This window comes from Streptomyces sp. NPDC029674 (assembly GCF_044903205.1).
Taxonomy (GTDB): domain Bacteria; phylum Actinomycetota; class Actinomycetes; order Streptomycetales; family Streptomycetaceae; genus Streptomyces.
The window spans coordinates 291,161-313,624 of sequence record NZ_JBJDPY010000010.1 but is presented as its reverse complement, the minus strand read 5'-3'; the positions used below and the strand labels follow the sequence as shown (position 1 = coordinate 313,624).

The following is a 22,464-nucleotide window of genomic DNA, read 5'->3' as shown; positions in this document are numbered from 1 at the left end:
CCCGGTGTTGGTCGACAGTCCCCCTGGAACCCGCGCGGAGACCGCCCCCGCGCCCCCCGAACGCCGGGCGGTACGCAGCGCCGGGCTGCTCGCCGCGGTGGCCGTGCTGCTGCTCCTCTTCCTCACGAGTGTCGCCGTCGGCGCCAAGTCGATGTCCATGGAGCAGGTCTGGCACGGGCTGTTCCACGACACGGGGACGTACGCGGACGTCGTGGTCGGTGAGCGGCTCGCGCGCAGCCTGCTCGGGGTCCTCGCCGGAGTCGCGCTCGGCCTCTCCGGAGCCGTCCTCCAGGCGCTCACCCGCAACCCGCTGGCCGACCCCGGGCTGCTCGGCATCAATCTCGGCGCCTCCGCCGCGGTCGTCAGCGCGATCAGCTTCTTCGGCGTCACCTCGCTGAGCGGCTATGTGTGGTTCGCCTTCGTGGGGGCGCTGCTCGTCGGCGTACTGCTCTACCTGCTCGGCGGCTCGCGCGGGGCGACCCCGGTGCGGCTCGCGCTCGCCGGTACGGCGCTCAGCGCGGCCCTCTACGGCTATCTGCAAGCCGTCATGATCATGGACGGAGCCGCGCTCAACAAGATGCGCTTCTGGACGGTCGGCTCGCTGGCCTCCGCCAACATGGACACCATCGAGCAGGTGCTGCCGTTCCTCGCGATCGGCACCGTGCTCGCGCTCTCCCTGGCCCGGCCGCTGAACGCCATGGCCATGGGCGACGACACCGCCCGCGCGCTCGGCGCCCACCTCACGCGCACGCGCATCCTGGCCATGGCGGCGGCGACCCTGCTCTGCGGCGCCGCGACCGCCGCGTGCGGACCGATCGTGTTCGTCGGCCTGATGGTGCCGCACATCGTGCGCTCCTTCACCGGGCCCGACATGCGCTGGATCCTGCCGTACGCGGCCGTCCTCTCGCCGGTCCTGCTGCTCGGCGCGGACGTCGTCGGGCGCGTCGTGGCGCGGCCGTCGGAGCTCCAGGTGGGCATCGTGACCGCGGTCATCGGCGCACCGGTCTTCGTCTTCCTCGTACGCCGTCGGAAGGTGGCCCAGCTGTGAAGGCGATACGCACCCGGGGCGGCCTCTCCGTCCGGCTCGACGTCCGCACGGCCGTGGTCGTCACCCTCCTCGTGGCCGCCGCCGCGGTCTCCGGCGTCGTCCTCATCGGCACCGGCGACTTCGACATCCCGGCCGCCGACGTCATCCGCACCCTGCTCGGCAACGGCGACGCCGGGCAGGAGTTCATCATCAACGACCTGCGGCTGCCGCGGGTCCTGGTCGGGCTCCTGGTGGGCGCGGCCCTCGGCCTCGGCGGCGCGCTCTTCCAGTCCATCGCCCGCAACCCGCTGGGCAGCCCCGACGTGCTCGGCCTCGGCCAGGGCGCGACCGCCGGGGCGCTCACCATGATCGTCCTGTTCCAGGGCAGCGCGGCCGAGGTCGCGGGCGGCGCGCTCGTCGGCGGTCTCGTCACCGGCCTCGCCATCTATCTGCTCGCCTGGAAGCGCGGTGTGCACGGCTACCGCCTCGTCCTCGTCGGCATCGGTGTCTCGGCGTTCATCACCGCCATCAACGGCTATCTGCTCACCAAGGCGGACTTCGTCGACGCCGCCCGTTCCGTGGTCTGGATGACCGGCTCCCTCAACGGCCGCGACTGGGACCAGGTGTGGCCGCTGCTCGTGCTCTGCGCCGTCCTCGTACCTCTCGTACTCGTGTACGGGCGTCCGCTGCGGATGCTGGAGATGGGCGACGACGTCGCGAACTCGCTCGGCGTACGCGTCGAACGCACCCGCTTCGTGCTGCTCACCGCCTCCGTGCTGCTCACCGCGGCCGCCACCGCCGCCGCGGGGCCCGTCAGCTTCGTCGCGCTGACCGCGCCGCAGCTGGCGCGCAGGCTCACGCGCTCGCCGGGCCCCAACCTGATGCCCGCCATGTTCATGGGCGCCACGCTCCTGATCGTCGCGGACTGGGCCTCGCAGCGGGCCTTCGGCGCGGACCAGCTGCCCGTCGGCGTCGTCACGGGTGTCCTCGGCGGCGTCTATCTCCTCGGGCTGCTCGTCACCCAGCGCAAGGCGGGACGGATATGAAGCCCCGCCGTGATCCCGTACCACCCCACGACCAGGAGCGTGCTGCTGTGAACCGGCTCGTCGCCGACGACGTCACCCTCGGCTATGACCAGCGCGTCATCGCGGAGAAGATGTCCGTCGAGATCCCCGACAACTCCTTCACCGTGATCGTGGGCCCCAACGCCTGCGGCAAGTCCACGCTGCTGCGCGCCCTGTCCCGGATGCTCAAGCCGTCCGCGGGACGGGTACTGCTCGACGGGAACGTCATCCAGTCGATGCCGGCGAAGAAGGTCGCCAAGACGCTCGGCCTGCTGCCGCAGTCGTCCATCGCGCCCGACGGCATCACGGTCGGCGACCTGGTCGCCCGCGGCCGCTACCCCCACCAGGGGCTGCTGCGGCAGTGGTCGGCGGAGGACGAGCGGATCGTCGACGAGTCCATGGAGGCGACTGGCGTACGCGCGCTCGCCGACCGGTACGTCGACGAGCTCTCCGGAGGGCAGCGCCAGCGCGTCTGGATCGCCATGGCGCTCGCCCAGCAGACCCCGCTGCTGCTCCTCGACGAGCCGACGACCTTCCTCGACATCCAGCACCAGCTCGACGTCCTGGACCTCTGCGCCGAGCTCCACGAGGAGCAGGGCCGCACACTCGTCGCCGTCCTGCACGACCTCAACCACGCCGCCCGCTACGCCACGCACCTCATCGTGCTGCGCGACGGCGCGGTGCTCGCCGAGGGCCCGCCCTCCGAGATCGTCACGGCGGAGCTGGTGGAGCAGACCTTCGGGATCCAGTGCCGGATCATCGACGACCCGGAGACGGGGACGCCGCTGGTGGTCCCGGCCGCCCGCACCGGGCGGCGGGCCCCGGCTAAAGCAGCGACCTGAGCTTCAGCAGGTCCCGGAAGCCCGCTTCCAGTTTGACCCGGCCCGAGGCCCAGGCCTTCGCGAAGTTGAGCTCGCCGTCCACCATCGAGACCAGGTCGTCGCCGGTCATCGCGAGGCGGATCTCCGCCTTCTCGCGCGGCGGGCCCGGGTGGTCGTCGAGCACCGTGATCCGGCCGTTCTCGAGCCGGCCGGTGAAGGTGACGTCGAGGTCGGTGACGCGGCAGCTCAGCGAGCGGTTCAGGGCAGCGGCGCCGCGCACGTCGCCGTCGGCGGACGCGAGGGTGTCCGAGAGTCTGTCGAGTGCTGTGCGGCACTCCGCCATGGTCGCCATCGTGATCGACGGTACCCCAGGCCCACGAGGTAGCGTCATGCCATGAGCGACTCACACGCGGGCCCCGGAGCGGGGGAGGCGGCGCGGCCGGAGCCCGAGGTTCCGGACGAGCCGTCGTACGACCCCGCCGCCCCCGCGCCCCTCGGCGTCGAGCGCACCCCCACCGGCAACGCCGAGGTGGACGCCTCCCTCGCCCGGCTCGGTGATGCCGACCACCTCGCCACCGACGGCCACATCGAGGTGTACGAGGATGTACACCGGGGCCTGCGCGACGCGCTGACCGCGCTCGACGCGCGCCCCGGCCCACCGGCACCCACCGGGGCGCCGCCATCATCCTCGTACGACAACAGGAGCTGAACCGAACGTGGCAGGAGTGGCACGACGCCGCCTCGACGCCGAGCTCGTCCGCAGGAAGCTCGCGCGCTCGCGCGAGCACGCGAGCCAGCTGATCGCCGCAGGCCGGGTCGCGGTCGGCAAGACCGTCGCGACCAAGGCGGCGACCCAGGTCGAGACGGCCGCCGCGATCGTGGTCTCGCAGGACGACAGCGACCCCGACTACGTCTCGCGCGGCGGGCACAAGCTGGCGGGCGCCCTCGCCGCCTTCGGGCCGCAGGGCCTGGTCGTCGAGGGGCGGCGCGCGCTGGACGCGGGCGCGTCCACCGGCGGCTTCACCGATGTGCTGCTGCGCGCGGGCGCCGCGCACGTCGTGGCCGTCGATGTCGGATACGGCCAGCTCGCGTGGTCGCTCCAGAGCGACGAGCGGGTCACGGTGAAGGACCGGACGAACGTACGCGAGTTGACGCTCGAAGCCATCGACGGAGTCCCCGTCGACGTGGTCGTCGGGGACCTCTCCTTCATCCCGCTCGGGCTCGTGCTGCCCGCCCTGGTGCGGTGCGCGGCGCCCGACGCGGATCTCGTCCTCATGGTCAAGCCGCAGTTCGAGGTCGGCAAGGAGCGGCTCGGCAGCGGTGGTGTGGTGCGCAGCGCCGAGCTGCGGGCCGAAGCCGTGCGCGGGGTGGCGCGGCAGGCGTGGGGGCTCGGACTCGGGGTGCGCGGAGTGACCGCCAGCCCGCTGCCGGGGCCCTCCGGGAACGTCGAGTACTTTCTGTGGCTGCGCGCCGGGGCCGCTGAGCTGGACCCGGCGGACGTTGACCGTGCCGTGGCGGAGGGGCCCCGTTGACCCAGACCCGAGTGACTCAGACCGGAACTCGTACCGTCTTCCTGCTCGCGCACACCGGACGGCCCGCGGCCATCCGCAGCGCCGAGCTCGTCGTCCAGGGGCTGCTGCGCAGCGGCATCGGCGTGCGGGTCCTGGAGGCGGAAGCCGTGGACCTGACGTTGCCCGCCGACGTCCAGACGGTGGAGGAGGCCACGGCCGAGTGCATCGACGACTGCGAGCTCATCGTCGTCCTCGGCGGTGACGGGACGCTGCTGCGCGGCGCCGAGTTCGCCCGCGCGTCCGGCGTGCCCATGCTCGGGGTGAACCTCGGACGCGTGGGGTTCCTCGCGGAGGCCGAGCGGGACGACCTCGACAAGGTCGTCGACCGCGTGGTCACCAAGGCGTACGAGGTCGAGGAGCGCATGACGATCGACGTCGTCGTGCACCGCAACGGTGACGTCGTGCACCGCGACTGGGCGCTCAACGAGGCCGCCGTGCAGAAGGTGTCGCCCGAGCGGATGCTCGAGGTCGTCCTGGAGATCGACGGGCGGCCCGTCACGGGCTTCGGCTGCGACGGCATCGTGTGTGCCACCCCGACCGGTTCGACGGCGTACGCCTTCTCCGCCGGCGGGCCCGTGGTGTGGCCGGAGGTCGAGGCGCTGCTCATGGTCCCCATCAGCGCGCACGCCCTGTTCGCCAAGCCCCTGGTGACCTCGCCGGACTCGGTGCTCGCCGTCGAGGTGCAGCCGGACACGCCGCACGGGGTGCTGTGGTGCGATGGGCGGCGGACGCTGGAACTGCCCTCCGGGGCGCGGGTGGAGGTGCGGAGGGGGGAGGTGCCGGTGCGGCTTGCTCGGCTGCACCATGCGTCGTTCACGGATCGGCTTGTCGCGAAGTTCGCGCTGCCGGTGTCTGGGTGGCGCGGGGCGCCCCACTAGGCCCTGGTCGGGGGTGGTGGGGTGCGTGGTGCTGTGCGGGTCGGTGGGGGCTGGTCGCGCAGTTCCCCGCGCCCCTGGAGGGGTTGCGCCTCGGTTGTGCCGTGCGGGCCGTCGAGGGCTGGTCGCGCAGTTCCCCGCGCCCCTGGAGCGGGTGCCTGTTGGTTGTGTCGTGCGGGTCGGCTGTGGCTGGTCGCGCAGTTCCCCGCGCCCCTGGAGGGGCGCCCTCTGTGCCCCTGGCTTTTATGTTGAGCTGACCACGGAGATCGCCTGCCTTCGTACCGCTGCGCGCACCGGGAGGCCCGTTGCCAGGAGGGTGAGGAGCAGGGTGGCTGCCGTCAGGGCCGAGGGCACGGGCCACGGCAGGTGGGGGAGCGGTGAGCCGAAGGCTGTGCTGAGGATGGGGGCCAGGGTGCCGAGGGCGATCGCGGTGCCTAGCAGCAGGGCCGTGCCGGCGACCACCACGGCCTCCCAGGCCGCCATCGCGCCCACCTGCGCCCGTTGGCTGCCGATGACCCGGAGGAGCGCCACGTCGCGGCGGCGCTCGAAGGAGATCATGGCGAGGGTGTTCGCCGCGGCGATGGCGGCGAAGCCCGCGTACAGCCCCGTGCCCACGTAGTCGAGCCAGACCTCGCCCGGGCTGCCCGCGGAGCCGGTGTGGTGCTGGGCCGTCGTATGCATGCCGATCTTGGTGAGGCCGAAGCCCACGACCAGGACGAGGGGGACGACCGCGGCGGAGAAGCGGCGGGGCTGCGAGCGGACGTTGAGCATCGCCAGGCGCGCGCTGGGCCCGAACCGGCCGAGGGCCGCCGAGACCAGCCAGGCCGCGGGGCCGATGATGCGCGGGCCGAGCAGTCCTGCGCCGGCGCAGAAGAGGATGAGGACGAGGAAGGCGCCCTCGCTCGCCTCGTCCGCGGGCTGCTTCGACAGGAGTACGGAGACGAAGCAGGCCCCCGCCACCGCGAGGAGTCCGAGCGGCGCCCGCAGGATGCCGAGCCCGCGGCGGCCCGTCGCCGCCTCGCTCAGGGCGCGGGCCGGGCGGAGCAGTGAGAACCGCAGCGCGGACAGCAGCGCGGCCACGGTCGTCGTCACCACGGCCACGCCGACGCACACCGGCAGCGCGAGCCAGCTGAAGCGGAAGCCCGCTTCGGCGGGCAGCAGCCCGTGGTCGACCATGCCGGCGTGCCACCACCGGGCTCCGAAGCCGCCGAGCACGAAGCCGGCGAGCGCGGCGGGGACCGAGGCGGCGAGCGCCTGGACGGCCACCGCGCGGCGGACCTGGCGGGGCTTGGCGCCGATGGAACGCACCATCGCGAGCTCCCGGTGCTGCTGCGCGACGGCCGTGCCCATCGTCGAGACGACCACGAATATCGACATGTAGATGGAGCCGATCAGGAGGACGGTCGCCATGTCGCCCACGCCGTTCTCCGTGATCTGCTTCCGGGCCCGGGCGGAGAGCCCGGCGCGGTCGGCGCTCGTCGTGCCGAGCATCATCGTCGACGCGCTCACCACGGTCGCCGCGAAGAGCGCGGCCACGGCCGTGCCCACAAATGCCGGGCGGTGCGCGCGCAGCGCCGCCCGTGCCAGTCCTGTTGCCATGTGGATCATGGTCGCCGCGGGCCCCGGCAGGGAGCCATGCGGTGAGCTGGTGGATCTTGCTGGGGATAACCCCACCCCCTCCACTCCAGCGGGTGACAGCCGCCGCCGATGCGCCGCTTCGACCTGCGCCTTCGCGACCGGAGGCCAGGGCCCGTCGCACACCGGGCCTCCGACCTCGTAAGGTCGTGTCCGTGTTGGAGGAGATGCGGATACGGTCGCTCGGAGTCATCGATGACGCGGTCGTCGAGCTGTCGCCGGGCTTCACCGCCGTGACGGGTGAGACCGGTGCGGGCAAGACGATGGTGGTCACCAGCCTTGGCCTGCTGCTCGGCGGCCGCGCGGATCCCGCCCTGGTGCGGATCGGCGCGAAGTCGGCGGTGGTGGAGGGGCGCATCACCGTGCCCGCCGACGCCTCGGCGGTGGTGCGCGCCGAGGAGGCCGGGGCCGAACTCGACGACGGTGCTCTGCTGATCAGCCGGACCGTCTCGGCGGAAGGGCGCTCGCGGGCGCACCTCGGCGGGCGCTCGGTGCCGGTCGGTCTGCTCTCCGAACTCGCCGACGACCTCGTCGCCGTGCACGGCCAGACCGATCAGCAGGGCCTGCTCAAGCCGGCTCGGCAGCGCGCTGCCCTCGACCGGTACGCGGGCGACGCGGTCGCCGTGCCGCTCGCCAAGTACACGGCCGCGTACCGCAGACTGCGGGCCGTCACCACCGAGGTGGACGAGATCACCACCCGCGCGCGTGAGCGTGCCCAGGAGGCCGACCTGCTGCGCTTCGGCCTCGACGAGATCGCGGGCGTCGAGCCGCGTCCCGGTGAGGACGTCGAACTCGCGGCCGAGGCCGAGCGGCTCGGCCACGCGGAAGCCCTCGCCTCCGCCGCCACGGCCGCGCACGCCGCGCTCGCAGGCAACCCCGAGGACCCGGAGATCGTCGATGCCTCGACGCTGGTCGCGGGCGCCTCACGGGCCCTCGAAGCCGTACGCTCCCACGACCCCGCCCTCTCCGCCCTCGCCGACCGCCTCGGCGAGATCGGCATCCTGCTGGGCGACGTGGCGGGCGAGCTCGCCGGATACGCCGACGACCTGGACGCCGACCCGCTGCGGCTCTCCGCCGTCGAGGAGCGCAGGGCCGCGCTGACGCAGCTCACCAGGAAGTACGGGGCGGACATCGACGCCGTGCTCGCCTGGGCGGAGGACGGCGCGGCGCGGCTCACCGAACTGGAGGGCGACGACGACCGGCTGGGGGAGCTGACCGCCGAGCGGGACGCGCTGCGCGCCGAACTCGCCGTGCTCGCCCAGACGTTGACCGACGCGCGGCAGGAGGCGGCGTCGCGGTTCGCCGCGGCCGTCACCGAGGAGCTCGCCTCGCTGGCGATGCCCCACGCGCGCGTGTCGATCGCCATCAGCAGCACGGAGGTGCCCGAGGGGGCCGACGGCGTGGAGGTCGGGGGCCGCACGGTCGCGTACGGGCCCGCGGGCGTCGACGAGGTCGAGCTGCTTCTCGCCCCGCACCCGGGCGCCCCGCCCCGGCCCATCGCCAAGGGCGCGTCGGGCGGTGAGCTGTCGCGCGTGATGCTCGCCGTCGAGGTGGTCTTCGCGGGCACGGACCCGGTCCCCACGTACCTCTTCGACGAGGTCGACGCGGGTGTCGGCGGCAAGGCGGCGGTCGAGATCGGCCGGCGCTTGGCCCGCCTCGCCAAGTCGGCGCAGGTCGTGGTCGTCACCCACCTCCCGCAGGTCGCCGCCTTCGCCGACCGCCAGCTGCTCGTCGAGAAGACGAACGACGGCATGGTGACCCGCTCCGGAGTCCAGGTCCTGGAGGGCGAGGACCGCGTGCGGGAACTGTCGCGGATGCTGGCGGGCCAGGAGGACTCCGAGACGGCCCGCGCCCACGCGGAGGAGCTGTTGGCGACAGCCAGGGGCGACGGGTAAGCGCAAGCGGCGGCCGGTGCAGCCCCGGTGACCGGTGCAGCCCCGGTGCAGCCCGGGGCGACCGGTAGGGCCGGAAGCGGGCGGACGTAGGGTGATCCCATGATCGAATCCAGGTCCGGGCGACGGCTCGGCGCCCTGCTCGCCGCAGCCGCCGTCACCCGCGCGGGAACCGCCGCGTTGCGCTCGCGCCCGCCCGGCGGGACCGCCCGCTGGATGCGGAAGAACCACGCGGGAAAGACCGTCGAGCTGTACGCCGGGCCCGCGGCCGCCGTCGGTGCCGCGGTCGGAGCCGCCGCGCTGCCCGCCGTGCCGCGGGCGGCCACCGCCGTGGCTGTGCTCGCCGCCGGTGCCTGCGGTCTGTACGACGACATGGCGGGGGCCGACGACCCGCGCCGGGGGTTCCGCGCGCACCTCGGGGCGCTGCGGAGCGGTGAGGTCACCAGCGGTGCGGTGAAGCTGTTCGGCATCTCGGCGGCGGGGCTCGCCGCCGGGGCGCTGCTCAAGGAACGTCCCGCGGACAAGGTCCTCGCGGGTGTGGTGATCGCCGGAGCCGCGCACTTCGTGAACCTCGTCGACGTGCGGCCGGGGCGCGCCTGCGCGACCGTGCTGGCGCTGGGTGCGCCGGGGCTGCTGCGCAAGGGGCCCGGTGCGGTCGTCGCCGCCGCGTCCATGGGGGCCGCGGCTGCCGTCCTCCCCGCTGACGTCGGGGAGCGCGCGATGATCGGTGACGCGGGCGCGCACGCGCTGGGCGCGGGCATCGGCGCCGCGATCGTCGCGGGCAACGGCCGCGCGGGTCTGGTCGCGCACGCCGCGGCGCTGGTGGCCGCGGCGGTGTACGGGGAGCGGGTCAGCCGGGTGGCGGGGGCGGACCTCGGCTGATCCGAGGTTTTGCAGTACGGGGGCAAGGGGGGAAAGCGCATGGCCGTTTTCGTGTGTGCGCGGTGCGACGCCGTGCTCACCGGTTCCGTCGAGCGCGTCGCGCTTCCCGTGTGTGCCCATCAGAAGTACGGACATGATCTGCTGCCCGCGCTCATGGAGTCGGGGACGTACGCCGTCGACCCGGAGCCGGCCGGGCCGCCGTGGCGCCCGTGGAGCGAGGTCGGGGCGGAGGAAGCGGAGGCGCGAGGTGTCTTCGCGCCCGAGTTCAGCCTGTCCTTCGGTGCCCCTGGCGCGGTCGTCGTCGCACCGGGAGACACCCGCGGCACCGTCCTGATCCCCGAGCGGTGCGACGGCTACTGCATCGGCCTCGACGGGCGGGCCGGCCCGAACCTCGCCTGTGCGTGCTGCGGCAGCGCGGTGGCGACCCGGATCGACGACTGCTCGTACTGGCAGGCGGTGTGGCTCACTCCGGGCGCCGTCCGCCGCGTCCCCGATGACGGCCCAGAGCACGCGATGACCGACTGGGAGGCGCTGGCCGAACAGCATCAGGGGGCGCCGCCGATCGAGTCGTGCGGGGCGTGGAACGCGCGGTGGGAGGCGGCGGTCGGGGCGGCGCTGGCACATCTGCTGTCGGTCTCGGCGGGCGCGCGGGTGGCTCTTCCCGACGGCGTCATGGAGGAAACCTTCGGCCGCGCGCTCGACGCGCTGCTCCCGCCGGGGCCCACGCGAAGGCGAGTCGTCCTGGCCGGTCCAGGCCTGCCGCCGGCCGACGAGGACATCGCCCTGGTGCCGCGCCACCCGCGGACGGGCGAGGTGTGGCGGCCGCCCGGCGGTACGGCCGCCGTGCCGCTCGAAGCCGACGTGTGGCTGCACATGGCCTTCCCCTGTGCGCAGCTGCCCGTTCCGGTGACGGGCGGCATGCCGGAGGGAGTCTTCCGTGACGACCCGCTGCCGCCGTACCCCTGGCGGCTGTTCAGGCCCGACCGTGAGGTGTTCCTCAGTACGCTGGCGCGGCTGCCCGCAGTACGCGAACCTTGGCTGCGCGGGATCTACGACCGCATGCGGGACGCTCCGTACGCATGTCCGTTCTGAACCTCCATCACCCATGTGGGTGATCCCGTCCGCGGAGTTGCCCGTCCAAATGCGGAAGTGACCTTTCCGCAGTGCCGGAACGCCCGTACGGACTGGCATCCTTGGCGCAGCATCTGCCCGAGTACCAGTCCGGGTACCAGTCCGAGCACCGCCCGACGCAGACCCAGGAGCCCCGGCCACGTGAGCCACGTGAGCAGCCACTCGCCGCACGGACAGACGCCGCTGCACACCGTTCAAGTCCTCGGGGGCGGCAGCGCGGGCAGCAGCGCGCACGTCAGATCACTGGCCGCGGGCCTCGCCGCGAGGGGCGTGCGGGTCACTGTGTGCGCCCCCGAAGAGGCCGCTCGCGTCTACGACTTCGCCGGTACCGGCGCCCGGCACCTCCCCGTCCCCCGCAGCGGCGACCCCGCCTCCGTGGCCGCTCTGCGCGCCGCCTGCGCCGACGCCGACCTCGTGCACGCGCACGGACTGCACGCCGCCCTCCGCGCCGCCCTCGCCCTCACCGGGCGCCGCACCCCGCTCGTGGTGACCTGGCACACCCGCGCGCACGCGGAGGGCGCGCGCGCCCGCGTGCTGCGCCTCCTGGAGCGGCGCGTCGCGAAGGCCGCGGCCGTCGTCCTCGGCGCCTCGTCCGACCTCGTCGACCGGGCCCGCGACAGGGGAGCGCGCGACGCCCGCCTCGCGGCCATCGCCCTGCCCGCGCCGCGCCGCCCGGCCACCGTGGAGGAGCCCGACAGCCTCCTCCACAAGGCCCGCGCCGAACTGGGCGCCGTGGACCGCCCGCTGATCCTGGCCGTCGGCGCCCTCGAACAGAACCGGGGACACGACGTACTCCTGGACGCCACGCGCGCGTGGCGCCACCTGGACCCGCTGCCGCTCCTCGTCATCGCGGGGGAGGGGCCCGAACGGACCGCCCTGCAGCGCCGCATCGAGGACGAGCAGCTCCCGGCCCGGCTCGTCGGACGGCGTGACGACATCCCCGAACTCCTCGCGGCCGCCGACCTCGCGGTGCTGCCCGGCAGCTGGGAGTCCCGCTCCGTGCTCGCCCAAGAGGCCCTCCACGCGCGCGTGCCGCTTGTCGCGACCGCGGTCGGCGGCGTCCCCGAACTGGTCGGCGACGCGGCGGAACTCGTCGCGTACGGCGACGCGGAAGCCCTCGCCACCGCGGTCGTACGCCTCCTCGCCGACCCCGTCCGCAGGGCGGAGCTGAAGGTGCGGGGCGCGGCCCAGGCCGCCACCTGGCCGACCGAGGACGACACGGTCACCCAAGTCCTCAGCGTCTACGACGAGTTGACGCAGCCCGTGCCGTACAGCTGACCGTAACGCCGCGCGGTTACGCCACGTGCCTGCGCGCCCGCAGCGCCAGGCTCAGCGCGAGCACCGTCTGCGGATCGTCGAGATCGGTGCCCAGCAACTCGCTGATGCGGGCGAGGCGGTTGTAGAGGGTCTGGCGGTTGAGGTGCAGCTCGCGGGCCGTCTCCGCCTTGCGGCCCGCGTGCGCGAGGTACGTCTGCAGCGTGGGCAGCAACGGCGGCTTCGAACGCTCGTCGTGGGCGCGCAGCGGACCGATCGCCCGGTCCACGAACGCCGCGAGGACGCCGTCCTCGTCATGGCGGTGCAGCCGCCACAGCAGCAGGTCGATGTCGAGGCGCCGCGCGTCGTACCAGGGGCGGTCGGAGAGGCCCTGCGCGGCCGTCGCCGTCTCCGCCGCGTGCCGCAGGCCCGCCGAGGCCGCTGCCCAGCCGCCCGCGACCCCGACCACCACGACCGGCGGCTGCGCCCCCGGCCGCTGCATCCCGGCCCGCTCGACGCCGGCCCGCAGCGCGGCGGCGACCCGGTCCGCGACTGCGGTCCGCTCGGACTCCGACCGCAGGCCGAGCAGCAGCGGCACACGGCCCTCGACGGGACGCACGCCGAGCAGCGCGGGCACCCCCACCGACGCGAGCTCCTCCGCGACCGCCCGGGCGAGCACCGCCCAGCCGCCGCCGGTCGGCAGCCCGTCCGCGAGCCGCATCACCACCGGAAGGAGCGGGCTGTCGGCCGAACCCGGCTTGAAGCCGAGGACACGGGCCTGCGCGGGGGCGTCCTCGGCGGTGATCCGGCCCTCCGCGAGGTCGGTGAGGAAGTCGCCGCGGCCGCGCGCCGCGAGCTCCTCCTCCTGGCGGGCCTGCATCAGCACCACCGCGAGGCTGCTCGCCGCGCGCTCCGCGGCGATGCGGTGCACCGGCAGCGGCGCCGACTCCACGGCGAGCAGCACGAGTCGGGCCCGCACCGAGCCGGTGCCGGGAGCACCGCCCGGGCCGCCGCCCGGCACGTCCACGATGACGGCGCTCGCGGGCGGCCCGTCCCGGTCCACGGCCCGGCCCCGCAGCCCCTCCCACACCTGGAGCGGATCCGCGCACTCGGTGCCCGCCCCGGCGGCGTACAGGAGCTGCCCGTCCGCCGTCTCCAGGAACACCGGGTTGCCGCTGAACTCCGCGAGGACGGCGAGGACCTGCGGTATGCCGCCCCCGCCGAGCAGCGCCTCCGTGCAGCGCCGGTGGACCTCCTCGGCCCGCTGGAGCAGCGCGTAGTGGCCGTTGACGATCTCGGTGTGCACCTCTTCGGTGACCGTCACGAACGGCACCTCGCGGTGCAGCTGCACCAGCGGGAGACCGGCTGCCCGCGCCGTCTCCACGATCGCCGCGGGCAGCCGCGTGAAGCGCGGCCCCAGCTCGACGACGAGCGCCGCGATGCCGCGCTCGGCGAGGTTGCGCACGAAGGCGCGCTGTTCGGCCGGGCGGGCGCCGAGCCCGAGCCCCGTCGTGAGGAGCAGCTCGCCGCCCTTGAGGAGCGAGGCGATGTTGGGCACCTCGCCCGCGTGCACCCACCGCACCGTCCGCTGCAGCCGCTCCGCGCCCGCCACGACCTCGGGGAGCCCACCGCGCAACCCCGGAAGTTCCAGCGCGCGCTGCACGGTGATGCCGCCCTGAGTGCCCTGACTGTCCATGGCGCGGACGCTACCGGGGCACTTGTCCGGCGGGCATCTCGGGTGCCCGTCATCCGGAGCGCCCCGGTCCGCCCGACGGGCGTCAGCCCCCGTACGCCCCCGACGCCGTCAGCCGCAGCGCCGTGTCGATCAGCGGGACGTGGCTGAACGCCTGCGGGAAGTTGCCGACCTGGCGCTGCAGCTTGGAGTCCCACTCCTCGGCGAGGAGTCCCAGGTCGTTGCGGAGCGCCAGGAGCTTCTCGAAGAGCTTGCGGGCCTCGTCGACCCGGCCGATCATCGCGAGGTCGTCGGCCATCCAGAACGAGCAGGCCAGGAACGCGCCCTCGTCGCCCTCGAGGCCGTCCACGCCCTCGTCGTCGCCGGACGTCGGATAGCGCAGGATGAAGCCGTCCGGCGTCGAGAGCTCACGCTGGATCGCCTCGATCGTGCCGATGACCCGCTTGTCGTCGGGCGGCAGGAAGCCCATCTGCGGAATCAGCAGCAGCGAGGCGTCCAGCTCCTTGGAGCCGTACGACTGCGTGAAGGTGTTCCGCTCCTTGTCGTAGCCCTTCTCGCAGACGTCCCGGTGGATGTCGTCGCGCAGTTCGCGCCACTTCTCCAGCGGGCCGTCCGCGTCGCCGGACTCGATGAGCTTGATGGTGCGGTCCACGGCGACCCACGCCATCACCTTGGAGTGCACGAAGTGGCGGCGCGGGCCGCGCACCTCCCAGATGCCCTCGTCCGGCTCGTTCCAGTGGTCCTCGAGATAACGGATCAGCTTGAGCTGGAGGAGTGAGGCGTAGTCGTTGCGGGCCAGGCCGGTCATGTGGGCCAGATGGAGGGCCTCGGTGACCTCGCCGTACACGTCGAGCTGCAGCTGGCCCACCGCGCCGTTGCCCGCCCGGACCGGCTGCGAGGCCTCGTACCCAGGCAGCCAGTCCAGCTCCATCTCGCCGAGCTCGCGCTCGCCCGCGATGCCGTACATGATCTGCAGGTTCTCGGGGTCGCCGGCCACCGCGCGCAGCAGCCACTCGCGCCAGGCGCGGGCCTCCTCGCGGTAGCCGGTGCGCAGCAGCGACGAGAGCGTGATCGCGGCGTCGCGCAGCCAGGTGAAGCGGTAGTCCCAGTTCCGGGAGCCTCCGACGTCCTCGGGCAGCGAGGTGGTGGGCGCCGCGACGATGCCGCCGGTCGGCGCGTACGTCAGGGCCTTCAGGGTGATCAGCGAGCGGATCACGGCCTCGCGGTACGGGCCGTGATACGTGCAGTGGTCGACCCACTCCCGCCAGAAGTCCTCCGTCGCGGTGAGCGCCGCCTCGGGCTCCGCGAGCGCGGGCTGTTCCTTGTGCGAGGGCTGCCACGAGATGGTGAAGGCGATCCGCTCGCCCGGCGAGACCGTGAAGTCGGCGTAGGTGGTGAGGTCCTTGCCGTAGGTCTCGGTGGTGGTGTCCAGCCAGACCGAGTCGGGGCCCGCGACGGCCACCGTGCGCCCGTCGAACTTGTGTACCCACGGCACCACGCGGCCGTAGCTGAACCGCATCCGCAGGGCCGAGTGCATCGGCACCCGGCCGGTGACGCCCTCGACGATCCGCACCAGCTGCGGCGAGTCGCTGCCGCGCGGAGGCATGAAATCGATCACGCGGACCGTGCCGCGTGGCGTGTCCCACTCGGATTCCAGCACCAGTGAGTCGCCGCGGTACGTGCGACGCGCGGCGGTGGGTGGCTCCGCGTCGGGGTTGTACGCGGGCCCGAGGCGCCAGAAGCCGTGCTCCTCGGTGCCCAACAGGCCGGCGAAAACGGCGTGGGAGTCGAAGCGGGGCAGGCACAGCCAGTCGACTGTGCCGTCCCGGCAGACCAGGGCGGCGGTCTGCATGTCTCCGATGAGTGCGTAGTCCTCGATGCGCCCGGCCACGTCTATCTCCAGTCGAACGGCCACGTTCGCCCCGCGGGGCGCTTACAGATCAGGGGTCAAGTGATCGTTGCCGAGCGCTTGTTCCGGGTGCAAGGCGGGACAGTGCCGTGTGCCGGAGGGGCTCGGCAGCGAGTGTTTGAGCAGGATACGACGCACCCCGGTGATCCGCGCGCCCCTCCCGGCAAGGATGCTGCGCCGAACGGGTGAGCGCCAGGTGAGAGCGGGTGCGGCCGGGAAAAGTAGGGGCGTGCGGGTCTGGTGACCGGCTTGTGTGCGCCTGGTGGCGGAGCGTGGCCGGAAGCAGCCCCGTTCCGTCGCTGATACCCTGGTAGCCCGTGAGCCGGTGGTCATAGAACCCCCGAACCGCAGCGACGGCGCCTCCCCCGAATCCCTGGTGAGGACGCCGGTACGCACCTCCAGACCGCGACCACGGGAGCCCCCTCTTGGCCATGCAGCCCGCTGCTTTCCGAAACAGCACAGCCACGACGACCAAGCACATTTTCGTCACCGGGGGTGTCGCCTCCTCTCTCGGCAAGGGTCTGACGGCGTCCAGTCTCGGCGCGCTGCTCAAGGCTAGGGGCTTGCGCGTCACGATGCAGAAGCTGGACCCGTATCTGAACGTGGACCCCGGCACGATGAACCCCTTCCAGCACGGTGAGGTGTTCGTCACCAACGACGGCGCGGAGACCGACCTGGACATCGGTCACTACGAGCGCTTCCTCGACGTCGACCTCGACGGCTCGGCGAACGTGACCACCGGCCAGGTCTACTCCCAGGTGATCGCCAAGGAGCGGCGCGGCGAGTACCTCGGCGACACCGTCCAGGTCATCCCGCACATCACCAACGAGATCAAGCACCGCATCCGCCGCATGGCGGCCGACGACGTCGACGTCGTCATCACCGAGGTCGGCGGCACGGTCGGCGACATCGAGTCGCTGCCGTTCCTGGAGACCGTCCGCCAGGTCCGCCACGAGGTCGGCCGGGACAACGTCTTCGTCGTGCACATCTCGCTGCTGCCCTACATCGGCCCCTCCGGCGAGCTGAAGACCAAGCCGACCCAGCACTCCGTCGCCGCTCTGCGCAACATCGGTATCCAGCCGGACGCGATCGTGCTGCGAGCCGACCGCGAGGTGCCGACCGCGATCAAGCGCAAGATCTCGCTGATGTGCGACGTCGACGAGGCCGCCGTGGTCGCCGCCATCGACGCCAAGTCGATCTACGACATCCCGAAGGTGCTCCACACCGAGGGCCTCGACGCGTACGTCGTGCGCAAGCTCGACCTGCCGTTCCGCGATGTCGACTGGACCCAGTGGGACGACCTCCTGGACCGGGTGCACAACCCGAAGCACGAGGTCACCGTCGCGCTGGTCGGCAAGTACATCGACCTGCCCGACGCCTACCTGTCGGTGACCGAGGCGATGCGCGCGGGCGGCTTCGCGAACAAGGCCCGCGTCAAGGTCAAGTGGGTCACCTCCGACGAGTGCAAGACCCCGGCGGGCGCCAAGAAGCAGCTCGGCGACGTCGACGCGATCCTCATCCCCGGCGGCTTCGGCGAGCGCGGCGTGGACGGCAAGGTCAGCGCCATCCGGTACGCCCGCGAGAACAAGGTGCCGCTCCTCGGCATCTGCCTCGGCCTGCAGTGCATCGTCATCGAGGCCGCCCGCAACCTCGCGGACATCCCGGACGCCAACTCCACGGAGTTCGACGCCGCCACCGCCCACCCGGTGATCTCCACCATGGCCGAGCAGCTCGACATCGTCGCCGGTGAGGGCGACATGGGCGGCACGATGCGCCTCGGCATGTACCCGGCCAAGCTCGCCGAGGGCTCCATCGCCCGCGAGGTGTACGACGGCAAGGAGTACGTGGAGGAGCGCCACCGCCACCGCTACGAGGTCAACAACTCCTACCGCGCCGACCTGGAGAAGAAGGCGGGCATCCAGTTCTCCGGCACCTCCCCGGACGGCAAGCTCGTCGAGTACGTCGAGTACCCGCGCGAGGTGCACCCCTACCTGGTCGCCACCCAGGCGCACCCGGAGCTGCGCTCGCGTCCGACGCGTCCGCACCCGCTCTTCGCCGGCCTGGTGAAGGCCGCCGTCGAGCGCCAGCAGCGCGAGCAGAAGTCCGGCGGCAAGTCGGGCAAGTAACACCGGAGCGATACGGTTGCCGGGGTGTGCGTCTCACGGGGCGCACACTCCGGTTTTTTCTTTTTGCACGTGGGAGGACAGGGCGACATGACGATCAAGGACACCGCCGAGGAGTGGCGGGTCACGGCGACGGACACCCCCTTCGTCGGCAACAAGACCTCCGTCCGCACCGACGACGTGGTCATGCCCGACGGAACCGTCGTCCGCCGCGACTACCAGGTACACCCCGGCTCGGTGGCCGTCCTCGCCCTCGACGGCGAGGGCCGCGTCCTGGTCATCCGCCAGTACCGCCACCCGGTCCGCCAGAAGCTCTGGGAGATCCCCGCGGGCCTCCTCGACGTCCCCGGCGAGAACCCGCTGCACGCCGCCCAGCGCGAGCTCTACGAAGAGGCGCACGTCAAGGCCGAGGACTGGCGCGTCCTCACCGACGTCTACACCACGCCCGGCGGCTGCGACGAGGCCGTACGGATCTTCCTGGCCCGCGATCTGTCCGAGGCGGAGGGCGAGCGCTTCGAGGTCGCGGAGGAGGAGGCCGACATGGAGCTCGCCCGGATTCCCCTCGAGGAGCTCGTGCGCGGTGTGCTCGCCGGCGAGCTGCACAACAACTGCCTGGTCGTGGGCGCCCTCTCGCTGCACGCCGCCCTCAACGGCGACGGTCTCGACGCGCTGCGCCCGGCCGAGGCGCCGTGGCCGGCCCGGCCCTTCGAGGCGTAGCCCCTCCGGAGCCAAGGCCCAGGGCCATCCGGGGCTTCCGATGTGACGATCTGCAGATCCGATCGGGTGACTTGTGCGTGCTGCGCGGCCAGGAGCGGCGCAGGGCCTGAACTAGGCTCTGAAAGCGTCCCGCCCGGAGTCCCGGCGGGTTCGTGCGCAGGCGGACGGGAGCGTGGCCCGTGACGGATCAGGCGGTCGACACGGACGGTGTCGCGGGCGGCGCGGTGCCGCCGCCCGCGAGTGCCCCGGTGGAGTCGACGAGGAGTCAGTTCGTCGGCAGACGCCGGGAACTGAAGGAACTCCGCGCCGACATCGACCGGGCGGGCCTCGACACCCTCTCGGGCCGCAAGGCCCCCCGCGCGCGCGTGCTGCTCGTCGCGGGCCGCCCCGGCTCCGGCCGCACCTCGCTCGCCGGGGAACTCGCCCGGCAGCTCGCCGGCGACTACCCCGACGGAGTGCTGCGCGCCCGCCTCACGGACCCCGACGGCAGCCGGGTGCCCACGGAACGCACCGCCCGCGAACTCCTCGACGCCCTGCGCGTGCCCGCACCCCCCGGGGCTGCCGAGGACCACCTCGCCGAAATCCTGCGGGAAGCGCTGTCCGGACGCCGGGCGCTGCTGCTCCTCGACGACGCCGCGGACGCCGAACAGGTCGACCCCCTGCTCCCCGACACACCCGACTGCCTGGTCGTCGCGGTCTCCGAAGGGCCGCTCACCGGCATCCCCGACGTGCGGCCGTGCACGCTCGGCGGCCTGGACAAGGGCGCCGCCGTGGAGCTCCTCGCCCGCGCCGCGGGGCCCGTCCGCATCACCGTCGACCCGCGGTCCGCGGAGTCCCTGGTCGAGGCGTGCGCGGCGCACCCGGCGGCGCTCGTCCTGGCCGGCGGCTGGCTCGCCGTACGGCCCAAGGCGGCCGTCGCCGACCTCGCCAAGCGGGTGCACGACATGCCCGACGAGGGCTCGGCCCTCGCGCGTGTCTTCGCCCACACCTACGCCTCGCTGCCCGCGGCCGCCGCCCGGATACTGCGATTCCTCTCGCTCGCCCCGGCCGGCGACGTCGACCCGCACACCGCCTCCGCGCTCGCGGGCTGCTCGGTCTCCGCGGCCAGGACCACGCTCGACGACTTCGTCGCGCTCGGGCTCGTACGGACGGTCGCCTCGCCGGTCCCGCAGTACGAGGTGCCGGGCTGCCTGGTCCCGCTGCTGCGGGCCCGCACCGAGAGCCAGGACCGCCCCGCCGAGCTCCAGCTGGCCAGGGCCCGGATGCTGGAGCGGACGGTGCGCCTGCTCCAGTCCTGCCGGGCCGTCACGGAACCGGACGCCTCCGCGGCCCGCAAGAAACTCGCCGGGCTGCCGCGCGCCCTGCGCTTCCCCAGCCCGCGCGCCGCCGCCGAGTGGCTGCACGTCCGGCAGCCCGCACTGCTCGCCGCAGCCCGGCTCGCGGTGGCCGACGGCGAGCTCGACACCCTCGCGCGGCGCCTCATGGCGGCCCTGGCCCGAGCTCTGGTCGCCCACCGCGGCACCGAGGGCGCGGCCCCCGAGCTGTACGGCATCCACCGTCTCGTCCTGGACGTGGCCGAGCGGCGGAACCTGCCGCGCGAGCAGGCGGCGGCGCTGCTGAACCTCGCGGACCTGGACGCGCAGACGGGGCGGACCCGCGACGCGCTGGTCCGCTACCGCGCGGCGCTGGACGCGGGACGCGCGGCGAACGATCCGTACGCGACCGGGCGCGCGATGGAATCCGTAGGCGGCGCGTACCAGGAGCTGGGGGACTGGCCGCGGGCCTCCGACTGGTTCGGCCGGGCACTGGCCCAGCGGCTCGCCCGCGGCGAGCGCGCGGACGCCGCGCGGCTGTACGGCCGGATCGGCGCGGTGCACACCTACGCGGGGCGCTACGGAGAGGCGCTGCGCAACTGGAGCTCGGCGGTCACCGGGCACCGCAAGAACGGTGATGTGGCCGCGCAGGCAAGGGCGTTGAGCGAGATGGCCCGGGTGCAGGAGTACGCGGGACGGCCCGAGGAGTCGCTGCGTACCTGCCAGGAAGCGGTGGAGCTGGCGCGGCACGCCAAGGACGTCCGTCTGCAGGCGGCGCTGCAGCTCCGCCTCGCCGACACCCTGGAACGGCTCGGGGACCCGGCGGCGGCCCGACTGCACCGGGCCGCGGCCGAGCGCATGCTGGGAAGTGAGCTCCCGGAGGGTGCGAGGCTTGAAACGAATGGTGGAGCGGAGCCTTCCGCCTGCGAAATCCGTAGTGCATCTGCGGAAGATTGAAGTATTGAAAGGCTAGACAGCGCGAAATCCTTCATTAGACTGGCTCCGCCGCGCACCTCCGCGGTGTCTCCCGCTGCGCCCCCACACGCACCGGTATGCGTTGCATTGCCCGAAAAATCCCCTGAGCCAAGGACCGTGATCGACGATGAAGGTCGGCATCCCCCGCGAGGTCAAGAACAACGAGTTCCGGGTGGCCATCACCCCCGCCGGTGTGCACGAGCTGGTGCGCCACGGCCACCAGGTCGTCATCGAGCGGAACGCCGGCGTCGGCTCCTCGATCACGGACGCCGAGTACGTCTCGGCGGGCGCCAAGATCCTGGACACCGCCGACGAGGTCTGGGCCACCGCGGACCTGCTCCTGAAGGTCAAGGAGCCGATCGCGGAGGAGTACCACCGCCTCCGCAAGGACCAGACGCTCTTCACCTACCTGCACCTGGCCGCGTCCAAGGAGTGCACGGACGCGCTCCTGGAGTCGGGCACCACCGCCATCGCGTACGAGACGGTCGAGACCGCCAACCGCGCGCTCCCGCTGCTCGCCCCGATGTCCGAGGTCGCGGGCCGCCTGGCCCCGCAGGTCGGCGCCTACCACCTGATGGCAGCCAACGGCGGCCGCGGTGTCCTGCCGGGCGGCGTCCCGGGCGTGGCCGCGGGCAAGGCCGTCGTCATCGGCGGCGGCGTCTCCGGCTGGAACGCCGCGCAGATCGCCATCGGCATGGGCTTCCACGTGACCCTGCTCGACAAGGACATCAACAAGCTCAAGGAAGCGGACAAGATCTTCGGCACGAAGATCCAGACCGTGGTCTCCAACGCCTTCGAGCTGGAGAAGGCCTGCCTGGAGGCCGACCTCGTCATCGGTGCCGTCCTCATCCCGGGCGCCAAGGCCCCGAAGCTGGTCACCAACGAGCTCGTCTCGCGCATGAAGCCGGGAAGTGTCCTTGTCGACATCGCGATCGACCAGGGCGGCTGCTTCGAGGACTCGCACGCCACCACGCACGCCGAGCCGACCTTCCCGGTCCACAACTCGGTCTTCTACTGCGTCGCCAACATGCCCGGCGCGGTCCCGAACACCTCGACGTACGCGCTGACCAACGCGACGATGCCGTACATCGTCTCGCTGGCGAACAACGGCTGGGTCGAGGCGCTGCGCCGCGACCACGCGCTCGCCCTGGGTCTCAACACCCATGACGGCAAGGTCGTTTACAAGGAGGTCGCCGAGGCCCACGGTCTCGACCACATCGAGCTGGAGTCGCTCCTCGGCTGACCCAGCGGGCCGACTGCGGTCGGTCTCGGACACTTCCGTCAACGAAAGTCGTCAATCTCACGCCCGCGGCCGGACCTTGAGAGGGGTCCGGCCGTATGCGTATCAGTGCGGACACGCTCAACTGGCCTTGAACGTAACCCTTTAACCGTTTCGCCCACCCCGGAAGCGCGCCGATGGCAGGCCGCACGCCCTTGACACAAGGGTGTTCCATTGCCGACACATCGGGCCGGGTCCGGCGGATTGTGTTGCTGTGGAGCGGTGACACGCCATAGAGTCGCCAACCGTCGGCATGGTGCCACGCTGACCTATCGAGAAATTTCCTGGTCACCAAGGAGGTAA

Annotated in this window: 18 protein-coding genes; 14 read left to right on the top strand and 4 right to left on the bottom strand. The window is 72.9% G+C overall.

The features are described from left to right. The first annotated feature begins 4 nt into the window (after positions 1 to 4). Genes ACI2L3_RS25185 through ACI2L3_RS25175 form a run of 3 tightly spaced genes read left to right on the top strand, consistent with a single transcriptional unit; the run spans position 5 to position 2,933 of the window. Positions 5 to 1,048, top strand: coding sequence for a FecCD family ABC transporter permease (locus ACI2L3_RS25185; RefSeq protein WP_404754650.1), 1,044 nt, complete (start codon positions 5 to 7; stop codon positions 1,046 to 1,048). Next, complete coding sequence (locus ACI2L3_RS25180) at positions 1,045 to 2,073, top strand: FecCD family ABC transporter permease (protein ID WP_404754649.1); 1,029 nt, start codon at positions 1,045 to 1,047, stop codon at positions 2,071 to 2,073. Before ACI2L3_RS25185 ends, ACI2L3_RS25180 begins: the two co-directional genes overlap by 4 nt. Next, positions 2,070 to 2,933, top strand: a complete 864-nt coding sequence (locus tag ACI2L3_RS25175; RefSeq protein ID WP_404754648.1) for an ABC transporter ATP-binding protein — start codon at positions 2,070 to 2,072, stop codon at positions 2,931 to 2,933. The genes ACI2L3_RS25180 and ACI2L3_RS25175 overlap by 4 nt, the downstream gene beginning before the upstream one ends. On the opposite strand, the gene ACI2L3_RS25170 is transcribed toward ACI2L3_RS25175, so the two are convergent. Then, positions 2,917 to 3,264 (bottom strand): alkyl sulfatase C-terminal domain-containing protein, encoded by a 348-nt coding sequence (locus ACI2L3_RS25170; RefSeq protein WP_404754647.1) that lies wholly within the window; start codon positions 3,262 to 3,264, stop codon positions 2,917 to 2,919. The genes ACI2L3_RS25175 and ACI2L3_RS25170 overlap by 17 nt on opposite strands. A gap of 42 nt (positions 3,265 to 3,306) precedes the next feature. Between ACI2L3_RS25170 and ACI2L3_RS25165 the strand changes: the two genes are divergently transcribed. From ACI2L3_RS25165 to ACI2L3_RS25155, 3 genes are read left to right on the top strand one after another with little or no spacing between them, the layout of a single operon-like run. Next, positions 3,307 to 3,621, top strand: a complete 315-nt coding sequence (locus ACI2L3_RS25165) for a hypothetical protein (protein WP_404754646.1) — start codon at positions 3,307 to 3,309, stop codon at positions 3,619 to 3,621. A gap of 7 nt (positions 3,622 to 3,628) precedes the next feature. Next, positions 3,629 to 4,444 carry a TlyA family RNA methyltransferase gene (locus ACI2L3_RS25160; RefSeq protein WP_404754645.1) on the top strand — a complete coding sequence of 272 codons (816 nt, stop codon included), beginning with the start codon at positions 3,629 to 3,631 and terminating at the stop codon, positions 4,442 to 4,444. 11 nt (positions 4,445 to 4,455) lie between these two features. Further along, positions 4,456 to 5,361 (top strand): NAD kinase, encoded by a 906-nt coding sequence (locus tag ACI2L3_RS25155; protein WP_404754644.1) that lies wholly within the window; start codon positions 4,456 to 4,458, stop codon positions 5,359 to 5,361. A 240-nt stretch (positions 5,362 to 5,601) separates the two neighbouring features. On the opposite strand, the gene ACI2L3_RS25150 is transcribed toward ACI2L3_RS25155, so the two are convergent. After that, the gene (locus ACI2L3_RS25150; protein ID WP_404754643.1) at positions 5,602 to 6,957 is read right to left on the bottom strand and encodes an FtsX-like permease family protein; all 1,356 of its coding nucleotides are present in this window, start codon (positions 6,955 to 6,957) and stop codon (positions 5,602 to 5,604) included. A gap of 203 nt (positions 6,958 to 7,160) precedes the next feature. On the opposite strand from ACI2L3_RS25150, the gene recN reads away from it, so the two are divergent. From recN to ACI2L3_RS25130, 4 genes are all read left to right on the top strand, one after another. Continuing rightward, positions 7,161 to 8,888 carry a DNA repair protein RecN gene (recN, locus tag ACI2L3_RS25145; protein WP_404754669.1) on the top strand — a complete coding sequence of 576 codons (1,728 nt, stop codon included), beginning with the start codon at positions 7,161 to 7,163 and terminating at the stop codon, positions 8,886 to 8,888. Between the two features lie 99 nt (positions 8,889 to 8,987). After that, positions 8,988 to 9,767: a hypothetical protein gene (locus ACI2L3_RS25140; protein ID WP_404754642.1), complete on the top strand. Its 780-nt coding sequence runs from the start codon at positions 8,988 to 8,990 to the stop codon at positions 9,765 to 9,767. Between the two features lie 39 nt (positions 9,768 to 9,806). Further along, on the top strand, positions 9,807 to 10,859 hold the full coding sequence (locus ACI2L3_RS25135) for a hypothetical protein (protein ID WP_404754641.1): 1,053 nt from the start codon (positions 9,807 to 9,809) through the stop codon (positions 10,857 to 10,859). 180 nt (positions 10,860 to 11,039) lie between these two features. Next, the gene (locus ACI2L3_RS25130) at positions 11,040 to 12,176 is read left to right on the top strand and encodes a glycosyltransferase family 4 protein (protein WP_404754640.1); all 1,137 of its coding nucleotides are present in this window, start codon (positions 11,040 to 11,042) and stop codon (positions 12,174 to 12,176) included. 16 nt (positions 12,177 to 12,192) lie between these two features. Here the strand turns inward: ACI2L3_RS25130 and ACI2L3_RS25125 are convergent, their stop codons facing one another. Together ACI2L3_RS25125 and ACI2L3_RS25120 are read right to left on the bottom strand one after the other, a co-directional pair. Further along, positions 12,193 to 13,848, bottom strand: a complete 1,656-nt coding sequence (locus ACI2L3_RS25125) for a PucR family transcriptional regulator (protein ID WP_404754639.1) — start codon at positions 13,846 to 13,848, stop codon at positions 12,193 to 12,195. 82 nt (positions 13,849 to 13,930) lie between these two features. After that, positions 13,931 to 15,742 carry a glycoside hydrolase family 15 protein gene (locus ACI2L3_RS25120; protein WP_404754668.1) on the bottom strand — a complete coding sequence of 604 codons (1,812 nt, stop codon included), beginning with the start codon at positions 15,740 to 15,742 and terminating at the stop codon, positions 13,931 to 13,933. Between the two features lie 443 nt (positions 15,743 to 16,185). On the opposite strand from ACI2L3_RS25120, the gene ACI2L3_RS25115 reads away from it, so the two are divergent. From ACI2L3_RS25115 to ald, 4 genes are all read left to right on the top strand, one after another. Next, a complete protein-coding gene (locus ACI2L3_RS25115; protein ID WP_362991199.1) occupies positions 16,186 to 17,880 on the top strand; it encodes a CTP synthase in 1,695 nt (564 codons plus the stop codon). Between the two features lie 87 nt (positions 17,881 to 17,967). Then, a complete protein-coding gene (locus ACI2L3_RS25110; RefSeq protein ID WP_404754638.1) occupies positions 17,968 to 18,594 on the top strand; it encodes an NUDIX domain-containing protein in 627 nt (208 codons plus the stop codon). 179 nt (positions 18,595 to 18,773) lie between these two features. Further along, positions 18,774 to 20,864 carry a tetratricopeptide repeat protein gene (locus ACI2L3_RS25105; protein ID WP_404754637.1) on the top strand — a complete coding sequence of 697 codons (2,091 nt, stop codon included), beginning with the start codon at positions 18,774 to 18,776 and terminating at the stop codon, positions 20,862 to 20,864. A gap of 145 nt (positions 20,865 to 21,009) precedes the next feature. After that, a complete protein-coding gene (ald, locus tag ACI2L3_RS25100) occupies positions 21,010 to 22,125 on the top strand; it encodes an alanine dehydrogenase (protein WP_404754636.1) in 1,116 nt (371 codons plus the stop codon). Positions 22,126 to 22,464: the final 339 nt, after the last annotated feature.